At 54.0% G+C, this 11280-nt stretch carries 13 protein-coding genes; 12 read left to right on the top strand and 1 reads right to left on the bottom strand.

The window, feature by feature from the left end:
- Positions 1-10: 10 nt before the first annotated feature.
- The 12 genes from tsaD to fabF all read left to right on the top strand — a co-directional run bounded on the left by tsaD (position 11) and on the right by fabF (position 8989).
- Positions 11-1021 (top strand): tRNA (adenosine(37)-N6)-threonylcarbamoyltransferase complex transferase subunit TsaD, encoded by a 1011-nt coding sequence (gene tsaD, locus K7P01_RS02215; protein WP_267292356.1) that lies wholly within the window; start codon positions 11-13, stop codon positions 1019-1021.
- A gap of 12 nt (positions 1022-1033) precedes the next feature.
- Entirely contained in the window at positions 1034-1423 is a 390-nt protein-coding gene (locus K7P01_RS02210) for a thioesterase family protein (RefSeq protein WP_267289374.1), read from the top strand.
- Complete coding sequence (gene smpB, locus K7P01_RS02205) at positions 1420-1884, top strand: SsrA-binding protein SmpB (protein ID WP_267289372.1); 465 nt, start codon at positions 1420-1422, stop codon at positions 1882-1884. The genes K7P01_RS02210 and smpB overlap by 4 nt, the downstream gene beginning before the upstream one ends.
- 43 nt (positions 1885-1927) lie before the next feature.
- Entirely contained in the window at positions 1928-2719 is a 792-nt protein-coding gene (locus K7P01_RS02200) for a C40 family peptidase (protein WP_267289370.1), read from the top strand.
- A 59-nt stretch (positions 2720-2778) separates the two neighbouring features.
- Positions 2779-3315 (top strand): HNH endonuclease, encoded by a 537-nt coding sequence (locus tag K7P01_RS02195; RefSeq protein ID WP_397310567.1) that lies wholly within the window; start codon positions 2779-2781, stop codon positions 3313-3315.
- A gap of 97 nt (positions 3316-3412) precedes the next feature.
- A complete protein-coding gene (locus tag K7P01_RS02190; protein WP_267289368.1) occupies positions 3413-4189 on the top strand; it encodes an SDR family NAD(P)-dependent oxidoreductase in 777 nt (258 codons plus the stop codon).
- Between the two features lie 64 nt (positions 4190-4253).
- Complete coding sequence (locus tag K7P01_RS02185; protein ID WP_267289366.1) at positions 4254-5099, top strand: fumarylacetoacetate hydrolase family protein; 846 nt, start codon at positions 4254-4256, stop codon at positions 5097-5099.
- 11 nt (positions 5100-5110) lie between these two features.
- Positions 5111-5935, top strand: a complete 825-nt coding sequence (locus K7P01_RS02180) for an amidohydrolase family protein (RefSeq protein WP_267289364.1) — start codon at positions 5111-5113, stop codon at positions 5933-5935.
- Between the two features lie 2 nt (positions 5936-5937).
- The gene (locus K7P01_RS02175) at positions 5938-6711 is read left to right on the top strand and encodes an L-fucose dehydrogenase (protein WP_267289362.1); all 774 of its coding nucleotides are present in this window, start codon (positions 5938-5940) and stop codon (positions 6709-6711) included.
- A 5-nt stretch (positions 6712-6716) separates the two neighbouring features.
- Positions 6717-7049, top strand: a complete 333-nt coding sequence (locus tag K7P01_RS02170; protein ID WP_267289360.1) for an L-rhamnose mutarotase — start codon at positions 6717-6719, stop codon at positions 7047-7049.
- Between the two features lie 94 nt (positions 7050-7143).
- The gene (locus K7P01_RS02165; protein WP_267289358.1) at positions 7144-7734 is read left to right on the top strand and encodes a TetR/AcrR family transcriptional regulator; all 591 of its coding nucleotides are present in this window, start codon (positions 7144-7146) and stop codon (positions 7732-7734) included.
- A gap of 4 nt (positions 7735-7738) precedes the next feature.
- Complete coding sequence (fabF, locus tag K7P01_RS02160; protein WP_267289356.1) at positions 7739-8989, top strand: beta-ketoacyl-ACP synthase II; 1251 nt, start codon at positions 7739-7741, stop codon at positions 8987-8989.
- 26 nt (positions 8990-9015) lie between these two features.
- Here fabF and K7P01_RS02155 read toward each other — a convergent pair whose 3' ends face one another.
- Positions 9016-11199 carry a glycoside hydrolase family 3 protein gene (locus K7P01_RS02155; RefSeq protein WP_267289353.1) on the bottom strand — a complete coding sequence of 728 codons (2184 nt, stop codon included), beginning with the start codon at positions 11197-11199 and terminating at the stop codon, positions 9016-9018.
- Positions 11200-11280: the final 81 nt, after the last annotated feature.

Genomic DNA, 11280 nt, shown 5'->3' with positions numbered 1-11280 from the left:
GCTTCATCATATGCGTCCCGTTATCCTTGCCATCGAGTCCTCTTGCGATGAGACTTCTGCCTCCGTGATAAGAAACGGCAAGGTACTTAATAATATTATCGCCTCACAGGCGGTACACCAAAAATACGGCGGCGTAGTACCCGAGCTGGCATCGCGTGCGCACCAGCAGAACATCGTGGCGGTAGTGGACGCCGCTTTGGAGGGCGCCGGTACCACCAGAACAGCATTGGATGCCATCGCGTTCACCCGCGGCCCCGGATTAATGGGTGCCCTGCTGGTGGGGGTTTCGTTCGCCAAAGGGCTGGCCATGGGCCTGAAAATACCCCTGATCGAAGTCAACCATATGCAGGCGCACGTCCTGGCTCACTTTATCGACGAGCCCCGTCCGTCCTTTCCGTTTTTGTGCCTGACCGTCAGCGGCGGTCACACCCAAATCGTGCTGGTAAAAGATTACCTTGATATGGAAGTGATCGGCCAAACCCAGGACGACGCCGTGGGCGAAGCCTTTGACAAAGCCGCTAAGATTCTGGGCCTGCCATACCCTGGCGGCCCCCTGATCGACAAATATGCCCAACAGGGCAATCCACGTGCCTATAAATTCTCAGAGACGGTCATGCCAGGCCTGGATTTCTCCTTTAGCGGTATAAAAACTGCTTTTTTATACTTCCTGCGTGATAAAAAGAAAGACAATCCGGCCTTTGTTGAGGAAAACCTGGCCGATATTTGCGCCAGTCTGCAGCATCACCTCGTGTCGATGTTGCTGACGCGTGTAGAGCAGGCCTGTGCCCAGACGGGCATCCGGCAAGTGGCCATTGCCGGGGGCGTATCGGCGAACCAGGGATTGCGGCAGCGGCTGCACGCGCTGGGTGAACAGCGGGGATGGGAAGTGTTTATTCCGGCCTTTCAATACTGTACCGACAACGCCGGCATGATTGCTATGGCGGCCCACTATAAATATCAGCGCGGCCTGTTCGCCCCGCTGGACGTGGCGCCGCTGGCGCGCATGCCGCTGTCGACATAACCGGTCTGAACCATGAAAAACCTATTCACCGAAGGTGATACCCGCGTTTACCGCCACCAGGTGGAGGTCGCCGACCTGGCGGCATTCCCCAACGGCCTGGTGCATGCCGTCTGCTCGACGTTTGCCCTGGCCCGCGACATGGAGTGGACCAGCCGCCTGTTTGTACTGGAAATATGTGACGACGACGAGGAAGGTATCGGTACACACCTAAGCATCGATCACAAATCGCCGGCTTTTCCGGGAGAAGAGATTATCTTTACCGCCCGGATCGAATCGCAACACAACCATGAGCTGTTGTGTACGTTGGAGGCATCCGTGGGCGACCGGCTCATCGCCACCGGGCGCACAGGACAAAAGATCCTGAAGCGCAATAAGATTGGGCAACTATTAAAACAACCATGACGAAACCCAGATTTTCGAACGATATTAACATCAAAAACCGTCAGGCAGGATATGAGTACGAGCTGCTCGACCGTTATGTGGCAGGGATGGTGCTGCGCGGCACAGAGATCAAGTCGATCCGCGAAGGGAAGGTCAACTTGCAGGATGGCTACTGTTATACGAGCCATGGGGAGCTTTTTGTGAAAGGGATTACGATCACACCCTACGCACAGGGAACGCATTACAACCACGAAGCCGGCCGGGAACGGAAGCTGTTGCTGAAGCGTTCCGAGATAAAAAAACTGGAAGGTAAGATGGAAGAGAAAGGCTTGACCGTCGTGCCCACCCGCCTGTTCATCAACGACCGTGGCCTGGCAAAAATAGAGATTGCTGTAGGGCGCGGTAAAAAGCTGCACGACAAACGTGACACCATGCGTGAGCGGGATGCCAAGCGCGAATTAGACCGGCTAAAGCTGAAGTAAGAAGTCCTACTTTTTTATAGTTCAAAGACCCCCGATTGAATTGATGGATTATACAGATTACGGCGTATGCCGGCTTAGTGTAGTGCCGGTGCGTGCCGCAGCAGCCGACACGTCGGCACAAACAACCCAATTGCTATTTGGTGAGCATTACGAAGTGACGGAGCAAACGCGTGACCGCGCGTGGCTGCGGATTCGGATAGCGTATGACCAATATGAAGGGTGGCTCGATGCGCGTCAGCATCACAGTGTGTCGCGCGAGTACTTTGATTATCTCAATCGGACCGAATTTAAGATCACCACCGATCTGACCGCCAGCATTCTGTACAACAAAAGTCCGATTCCCATTTTGATTGGTAGTATAATTCCAATCTCCAGCTCGGAGCTGTTCAAGATGGAAGAACAGTTCGCCTTCAATGGCGATGCTAAAAACCTGGGCCAAAAGCGCGAGCCCGAGTTTCTATACAAAATGGCCTATAAGTATCTGAACGCCCCATATCAGGGGGGAGGCAGAGGCCCGTTCGGCATTGACGCCTCCGGGTTTACACAGATGGTTGCTAAGCTCTGTGGTTATACATTGCTGCGCGATGTGTGGCAACAGGCCAATCAGGGAAGGGCTGTTAAGTCGTTCCAGGAGCGCAAAATGGGCGACTTGTTTTTCTTTAAGGATGCCGAAGGGCGCATTGTCCACACGGGTATTTTTCAGGGAGGTGATAAGATCATCCATGCATCGGGCCGCGTGCGCATCGATGCGTTGACCGAGGCTGGTATAGAGGATTTCGACACCAAACAGCTTACATACGCTTTCGCCCACATCCGGCGAATCCTGCCGGATTAAAGCCCAGAACGGTTTTCCCGCGGTTTTTATCGTCGTTTACTCGTCCTGTAACCGTTGCTTTGTATCGTTCTGGCGAGTATATTACCAGCATGAACAGCCGCGTGCTCGTGCTCAACCAGGACAATAGCCCCCTCATGGTGTGCTCGGTCGAGCGTGCCTTTGTGCTGGTGTTCATGAACAAAAGCGAGCTGGTGCGTACGGCCAACGGGCACAAGTTGCACTCCGTCACGCAGAGCTTCCCCATGCCGTCTGTCATTCGCCTCAACCGCTACGTAAACGCCCCCTACAAGGGCGTTAATCTTACCCGGCAAAATATATTCAAGCGCGATAATCACGAGTGCCAATACTGCGGCACCAAAAGGGAGCTTACCATCGACCACGTCATACCCCGCGCCCGAAAAGGTGCCGACTCATGGACCAACCTGGTGACAGCGTGCAAGCGCTGCAATGCCAAGAAGGGCGACTACATGCCCGAGGAGGCCAACATGGTGTTGCGCAAAAAACCGTATAAGCCGTCCTACGCCATTTTTCTGAAAGACCACCACAACAACTCGTCCGGCGAGTGGGATGCATTCCTCGGACACCACCCCTATTAACAGTACCGCCGGCCGTCAGGGGCATTTGTCCTAAATTTCCCCGGGGAATTATACCGTGTGTTTGGTTCACGCGTTTGCGGTGGCTATACTTGTCGTTATGTTCAACTTACAACAGAAAACGGCCGTCATCACCGGCGGCGGAAGTGGCATCGGTAAAGCCATTGCCACCTTGTTCGCCCGTCAGGGCGCTTCGGTTTATATTCTTGAGCTCAACCAGGACGCCGCCAACGCTGCAGTGAACGATATCATTGCCGCAGGAGGCAAAGCCACCGCCCTTGCCGTCAATGTCGCCGATCAACGCCAGGTGAAAGACGTGCTGGACAAGGTTGCCCAACAGGCCGGCCGCATCGACATGCTGATCAACAGCGCCGGAGTTTCACACATCGGCCGCCTGGATAACACGCCCGAAGAAGATTTCGACCGCGTCTTCCAGGTTAATGTGAAAGGTGTATATAATACCATGCTGGGCGCCATCACCCACATGCGCGCGCAGGGTGGAGGCGTAATCCTCAACCTCGCGTCGATCGCTTCCAGCGTAGGTTTGCCCGACCGCTTTGCATACTCCATGAGCAAAGGTGCCGTCTTAACCATGACACTCTCGGTGGCGAAAGACTACCTGAAGGATAACATCCGTTGCAACTGCATGTCGCCCGCCCGTGTGCATACGGCATTCGTGGATAACTTCCTGGCCAAGAACTATCCGGGCCAGGAGGAGGAGATGTTTGAGAAGCTTTCAAAGACACAACCCATCGGCCGCATGGGCAAGCCCGAGGAGGTAGCAACGCTGGCGTTGTACCTGTGCTCAGATGAGGCTTCGTTTGTGACCGGGTGCGATTACCCGATCGACGGGGGCTTCATACGCCTGAATAACTAAGCATGTAAACATGCCTGGCGGCATGGAAACTGGAATTTGTACTAGCTGTATCGAAATTTATACTATGAAACTATTGCGCTTTGGTGAGCCCGGCACCGAAAAACCGGGAGTACTCGTCGGAAATGACATTGTGGATGTATCGTCGTATGGCGAAGACTTTGGTGAAAAGTTCTTCGGGACCGATGGCATCGCACGGCTGGCCACCTGGCTGCAACAGCATCCCGACCTGCCCAGGGTAAAACAACCCGTGCGTCTCGGGGCACCGTTCGAACGCCCTTCCAAGATCATTTGCATCGGTCTGAACTATTCCGACCACGCAAAAGAAACTGGGGCCGCGCTGCCGAAGGAACCGATCATATTCTTCAAGGCTACCACCGCACTGGTTGGCCCGAACGATACACTCGTAATTCCCAGGAACAGTACGAAGACAGACTGGGAAGTGGAGCTTGCCGTCGTGATCGGTAAAAAAGCAACCTATGTGTCGGCCGAAGAGTCAATGAATTATGTCGCCGGCTATTGCGTACACAACGACTACAGCGAACGCGAATTTCAATTGGAGCGCGGTGGCCAGTGGGTGAAAGGCAAGAGCTGTGATACATTTGCGCCGATGGGGCCCTACATGGTGACCCGCGACGAAATAAAAGACATCAATAATGTAAAGCTGTGGCTCAAGGTTAACGGCAAGACGTACCAGGACGGTACCACCGCCAACATGGTCTTCAACGTGGCATTTCTGGTAAGCTACGTAAGCCAGTTTATGACCCTGCTGCCGGGCGATGTAATCTCGACCGGCACACCGGCAGGGGTAGGGTTGGGCTTCAACCCGCCGATCTACATCAAACCCGGCGACGTCGTCGAGCTTGGCATTGACGGCATGGGCGAACAACGTCAGGTAGCAAAAGCATATTAACTACCGGCCGCATGTTGCTCGATAGCCACCAGCATTTTTGGCAGTACGATCCCGTCCGCGACGCATGGATCACTGACGACATGGGTGTACTCCGTCAGGACTTCCTGCCGGAAAATCTCAAGCCGATACTGGACCAGAATCATGTCAGTGGCTGCGTGGCCGTACAAGCCGACCAGTCGGAAGCCGAGACGCACTTTCTGCTGACGCTGGCCGACCAACATGCGTTTATCCGGGGCGTTGTCGGGTGGGTAGACCTGCGCGACGACGACCTGGAAAACCGGTTGGCATACTTTTCGTCATTCAAAAAACTGAAGGGGTTTCGCCACATTGTACAGGGCGAGCCGACTGGCTTTTTGCGTGACCCGCGATTTATCCGGGGAGTGCGCATGCTGGCGCGGTACAATTATACCTACGACCTGCTGCTCTACCATCATCAGCTGGACGAGGCACTGCACTTTGTGCAGCAAGTGCCCGAGGTAAAGATCGTGGTAGATCACCTGGCTAAGCCGTCTATTCGCACTGGCGAGAAAACACAGTGGGAACTGAACATGGCGGCACTGTCGACATTTGACCACGTTTCGTGCAAGGTGTCGGGCATGGTGACTGAAGCCGACTGGCAACAATGGAAACCTGCGGATTTTTATCCATACCTGGACGAGCTCTTTGAGTCGTTTGGCCCTTCACGGCTGCTCTATGGGTCCGACTGGCCCGTATGTTTGCTGGCGGCTAATTATGAGCAGCAGCTTTTTATAATACAATCGTACCTGGCCAATGCGTCGGCCCGGGAAAAGGAACAGGTGCTCGGCGAAAATGCCGTAAACTTTTACAATCTTTAGTCATGGATCTATTGCTAACAGACAAAGTCATCATCGTCACCGGCGGTGCGAAAGGCATCGGCGAAGGGATTGTCGAAGTCCTGGCCCGGGAGGGCGCGATACCCGTCATTGTGGGTCGCAGCAAAGAAGACAACCAGAAAGTCCTCGACAAGATCGGAGGAAAAGGCCTGCAGGTGGTAGCCGAGCTTACGCGCCCGGAAGATTGTCAGCACGCAGTAGAAGCGGTGCTGGCAACGTATGGTCGTATAGATGGCCTGGTAAACAACGCCGGCGTGAACGACGGCGTGGGGCTGGAACGCGGCTCGTACGAAGCGTTCATAGCCTCCCTGCATAAGAATCTGGTGCATTATTACCTCATGGCGCATCATGCACTGCCCGCGTTAAAAGCATCACGCGGCGCAATTGTTAATATCAGCTCCAAGACGGCCGATACCGGCCAGGGCAATACCTCTGCCTATGCCGCATCCAACGGTGGTCGCAATGCGCTGACGCGCGAATGGGCCGTTGAGCTGCTACCCTATGGCATACGGGTTAATGCCATTGTTGTGGCAGAATGCTATACACCCCTGTACGATGCCTGGGTCAAAACCTTGCCTGATCCGGAAGGGACGTTGAAACGCATCACCGAACGTATACCACTGGGGAAACGCATGACGACTGCAGAGGAGATTGCCAACACGGCAGCCTTTCTGCTTTCGGAGCGATCGAGCCATACCACCGGTCAGTTGCTATATGTCGATGGGGGATACGTACACTTAGACCGGGCGTTGGCCTGACCGTTATGAGAAAGTATTGCCTGACACTCGACCTGCGTGACGATCCCGCCCTGATCGCCGCCTATGAAGACCACCACCGCCACGTGTGGCCGGAGATTGTACAAAGCATTCACGATGCGGGTATTGTACAAATGGAAATATACCGTGTTGCTACGCGGCTTTTTATGATCATGGAAGTATCCGACACATTTTCATTTGAAGCAAAAGCCAAGGCGGATGCTGCTGACCCAGCCGTGCAGCGCTGGGAAAACCTCATGTCCAACTACCAGCAACACCTGTCATTTGCCCCCGCCAACACAAAATGGGTGTTGATGGACCGTATTTTTAAGCTTACGTAACTTTCTTACAATCAATTTGAAACCCGGGAACTGAAGAGCCCGGAATGGCTGTTATTTTGAAAATTGTACCGTTTGGTATAATTTCACGGCCGATATGACCAAAGCTGAGCGGACACGCCAATTTATTATCGAGCAAACAGCTCCGTTGTTTAATAGCAAAGGCTATGACGGCACCACGCTGACCGACCTGATGGATTCCACCGGCTTGTCGAAGGGTGCGCTGTATGGGAACTTCCGCGATAAAGACGAGATCGCGCTCGCGGCGTTTCAATACGCCATCGACACCATGCGCACACGACTGCGCGACGAACTGGAACAAAAAAACACCTATAAGAAACAGCTCATGGCGCTGTTTGATTTCTTTGGTGAGTATGTGTTTAATCCACCGATTGCCGGTGGCTGCCCGCTATTGAACACAGCCGTGGAGGCCGACGACCACCGTGTATCCATGCGCCGCCTGGTAGCGCGCGAATTAGTGGAGACAGTAGAATTTATAGCTTCGCTCATCGAAAAGGGAATCGAGTCCGGCGAATTCAAAAAAGGTACAGACGCACATCAAATGGCCTATGTATTTTTTTGCTCCATCGAAGGAGCCGTCATGTTTGCACGGGCCGAGCGTTCGGAGGAGCCTATGCAGATCGTCATCAAACACTGTAAGAACTTAGTAAAACAAATCAGCAATTAACTTTATGAAGCAACGAAGAGTAGTGGTTACGGGCATGGGCGCGTTAACCCCGCTGGGGAACACTGTGCCTGAATTCTGGAGCAACCTGATTGCGTCCAAGAGCGGCGCCGCCCTCATCACCAGCTTTGATACAACAAAGTTTAAAACCAAGTTCGCGTGCGCGCTGAAGGGGTATGATCCGCTGAACTACTTCGAAAAATCCGAAGTGCGTAAGCTCGACCCCTTTGCGCAATATGCGTTGGCCTCGTCAGAAGAAGCGCTGAAAGATTCGGGGCTCGACCTCGACAAGATCGACAAGACGCGTGTAGGCGTGATCTGGGGCTCCGGCAACGGCGGCTTCTATACCTTCCAACAAGAAATACTGGAATACGGCCGTGGTGACGGTACTCCGCGCATTAACCCGTACTTCATACCGAAAGTGATCGTAGACATCGCCTCCGGATGGATCTCCATCAAGCACGGTTTTATGGGACCAAACTTCACCACCGTGTCGGCCTGTGCTACATCCAACACAGCGATTATCGATGCGATGAACTATATCCGGTGGGGCAAGGCCGACATCTTTGTAACGGGTGGTTCTGAGGCCGCCATCAACGAAGCGGGCATCGGCGGCTTTAGCGCGCTGAAGGCCCTGTCCACGCGCAATGACGACCCCGCCACCGCGTCACGTCCGTTTGACGTCGATCGTGACGGCTTTGTCATGGGCGAGGGCGGCTGCGCACTCATCCTCGAAGAATACGAGCACGCGAAGCAGCGTGGCGCCCGCATCTATGCCGAAGTAGCCGGCGGCGGAATGTCGGCCGATGCGTATCACCTGACGGCCACACACCCCGAAGGCGCCGGTGCCGCACTTGGCATGAAGTGGGCGCTGGAAGATGCCAACCTGACTATTCACGATGTAGACTATCTCAACCCACACGCTACTTCTACACCCCTCGGCGACGAGAGCGAGCTCAAGGCTGTTTCAAAAATGTTTGGTGAGCATACCAGCAAGCTATTGATCAGTGCTACGAAGTCGGCAACAGGTCACTTGTTGGGAGGTGCCGGGGCGATCGAGGCGATCGTGTGCATCAAGGCAATTCAGGAAGGCATTATACCGCCGACGATCAACACCCAGAACATCGATCCAAGCATGCCGCAGGGATTAAACATCGTCCTGGGTAAGAGTGTGAAGGCTACCGTAAATGTGGCCATGAGCAATACCTTTGGCTTTGGCGGTCACAACGCTACGGCAATATTCAAGAAGGTCGATTAATCGACCTTCTTGAACTACTTATATTATTATTTCTTCTTTACTGTAAACGATTGGCGTAGCCGTTCATCTGCCGAATGGCCGCCAATTACTACAGTATAGGTGCCGGGCGTTATTTCCCACTCACCTTTCTTCAGGTTCCATTTCTGCAGGTCGGCCACCGGTATCTTTAAGGTTACATCGTTCTCACCGTTTTGCGCGACGTACGCCCGCGAAAATTGCTTCAGCTCTTTTAACGGCATGCGATCACCCGCAGGGTATTGAATGTAGGCTTGCACGACTTCAGCGCCGCCCTGCTTGCCGGTATTCTTCAAGTGGACGGTCATCGCCACCGTATCCTTACTTTGGTAAGTCGCGGCAGGCTTCTGCTTCCAGCTATAGTCGAAGGACGTATAGCTTAGTCCATAACCAAACGGATACTGCACTTTGCCTGCAAAGTAGCGATAGGTTCTTCCCTTTACATTGTAATCGTCATAGGCTGGCAGGTCCTTAAAAGATTTATAGAACGTAACAGGCAGTCTGCCCGACGGGGATACTTTTCCAAAGAGAACATCGGCAAGCGCATGACCACCCTGTGCGCCCGGATACCAGGCCAATATGATAGCGTCAGCATACGGCTCGAGTGTGGCAATGTCAACGGCGCTACCGGCCGTCACAACAGCAATAATGGGTTTCTTGTGTCGCTTGCGCAAGGCCTTCAGAAAGGCGATATGACTGGCCGGAATGCTCAGGTCTACCCGGTCGCCACCATTCGCCGCCAGGAATGCATCACCTTCTTCGCCCTCCAGCACCGGCGTGAGACCGAGGACGGCGATGGAAATATCGCTACCCTCCGCGTGCCAGAGGCCACCGAAGTGCACACTGTCTACGTCGTTACAACCCATATCATACTGTACCGTCACCGCCGGTCCCGCAGCTTGGGTAATTCCTTCGACAAAGGTGGAGACATCGCCCGAGACACCGTGGTAGTTGGCCAGCAATGCATCCAACGAGGCCGCATTCGGCCCCAGGATCATGATGCTGTTATATTTATTCTTCGGCAACGGCAGTATATTTTTATCGTTCTTCAGCAAGACCATCGATTGCTGAGCCGCGCGGCGTGCCAGGGCTGTGTGGGCCGCGTTGCTGATGCTTTCTGAGCCCAACGAAGTATAGGGCACCTGATTTGGAGCATCGTAGAAGCCAAGCTTAAATTGTGTACGCAGGGCGGGGATCAGAGCGTTGTCTATATCTGATTCGGTAACGAGCTTTTGCTGCAGGGCTTTTTCAAGATCTTTCTGCAACAAACCGGAACAGTCGATGTTTACACCTGCTTTTACCGCAGCGGCTGCTACGTGTGCAGCATCAGGCATTGTTTTGTGGCGCAGGTAAATATCATCAAGGGCACCGCAGTCCGTTACCACATGCCCTTTAAACTTCCACTCGTCGCGCAGGATCTTTTGCAGCAGCGTATTGCCTGTACAGCACGGCTCGTCATTCACACGGTTGTACGCGCACATCACAGATTCCACGCCGGCATCCACCAGGGCATGGAACGCATACAGATAGGTTTCGCGCAGGTCTTTCTCATCGACGCGTGCGTTGAAGGTGTGGCGGTTAGCTTCAGGGCCGCTGTGCACAGCAAAATGTTTGGCACAGGCGGAAGCTTTTAAGTATTGAGAAGAGCTGCCCTGCAGCCCGCGGACAAAGGCCGTGCCCATGCGTGCCGTGAGATAAGGGTCTTCACCATACGTCTCCTGGCCGCGTCCCCAACGCGGGTCGCGGAACAGGTTGATGTTGGGCGACCAGAACGTGAGGCCCATATACTGTATATGCCGGTCTTGCTGCACAGCCAGGTTATACTTGGCACGCGCTTCCGTGGAAATGGCGTCGGCCATGGCGCGTTGCAGAGAATCATTAAACGAGGCCGCCATGCCGATGGCCTGCGGGAATACAGTGGCCTCGCCGGCACGTGCGACGCCGTGCAGCGCTTCGTTCCACCAATTATATACCGGCACACCCAGGCGGGGTACGCCCTGGTTGTTATAACCGAGCAGGTGGATTTTCTCTTCGACGGTCAGCTGGTGCAGCAGGTCGTTTACGCGGCTGTTAAGGTCTTTGCGGGAATCGCGAAAGGCGGGGGTTGGTGTTTGACCAAACATGTGCACACTGGCCAAAAGCAAGAAGGCTGGCAGCAGGGATGTACGAAAGAAAAACAAGCGGGTGTATCGCATGCAGAAAGGTGATTAATGTTGAGAACCCAAATATTGGCGGTAATTTATTGCAAAGACCTACCATCGGGATAATTTTTTTCA

The sequence above is a fragment of the Parachryseolinea silvisoli genome, assembly GCF_021190955.1.
Classification (GTDB): domain Bacteria; phylum Bacteroidota; class Bacteroidia; order Cytophagales; family Cyclobacteriaceae; genus Ohtaekwangia; species Ohtaekwangia silvisoli.
Note: the sequence above shows the minus strand (reverse complement) of the source record. Positions and strands in the feature narration are given on the sequence as shown.

What these genes read in the sequence shown, in the direction of transcription:
- tsaD (WP_267292356.1), top strand. Translation starts at nt 11, where the DNA reads ATGCGTCCCGTTATCCTTGCCATCGAGTCCTCTTGCGATGAGACTTCT.
- K7P01_RS02210 (WP_267289374.1), top strand. Translation starts at nt 1,034, where the DNA reads ATGAAAAACCTATTCACCGAAGGTGATACCCGCGTTTACCGCCACCAG.
- smpB (WP_267289372.1), top strand. Translation starts at nt 1,420, where the DNA reads ATGACGAAACCCAGATTTTCGAACGATATTAACATCAAAAACCGTCAG.
- K7P01_RS02200 (WP_267289370.1), top strand. Translation starts at nt 1,928, where the DNA reads ATGGATTATACAGATTACGGCGTATGCCGGCTTAGTGTAGTGCCGGTG.
- K7P01_RS02190 (WP_267289368.1), top strand. Translation starts at nt 3,413, where the DNA reads ATGTTCAACTTACAACAGAAAACGGCCGTCATCACCGGCGGCGGAAGT.
- K7P01_RS02185 (WP_267289366.1), top strand. Translation starts at nt 4,254, where the DNA reads ATGAAACTATTGCGCTTTGGTGAGCCCGGCACCGAAAAACCGGGAGTA.
- K7P01_RS02180 (WP_267289364.1), top strand. Translation starts at nt 5,111, where the DNA reads ATGTTGCTCGATAGCCACCAGCATTTTTGGCAGTACGATCCCGTCCGC.
- K7P01_RS02175 (WP_267289362.1), top strand. Translation starts at nt 5,938, where the DNA reads ATGGATCTATTGCTAACAGACAAAGTCATCATCGTCACCGGCGGTGCG.
- K7P01_RS02170 (WP_267289360.1), top strand. Translation starts at nt 6,717, where the DNA reads ATGAGAAAGTATTGCCTGACACTCGACCTGCGTGACGATCCCGCCCTG.
- K7P01_RS02165 (WP_267289358.1), top strand. Translation starts at nt 7,144, where the DNA reads ATGACCAAAGCTGAGCGGACACGCCAATTTATTATCGAGCAAACAGCT.
- fabF (WP_267289356.1), top strand. Translation starts at nt 7,739, where the DNA reads ATGAAGCAACGAAGAGTAGTGGTTACGGGCATGGGCGCGTTAACCCCG.
- K7P01_RS02155 (WP_267289353.1), bottom strand. Translation starts at nt 11,199, where the DNA reads ATGCGATACACCCGCTTGTTTTTCTTTCGTACATCCCTGCTGCCAGCC.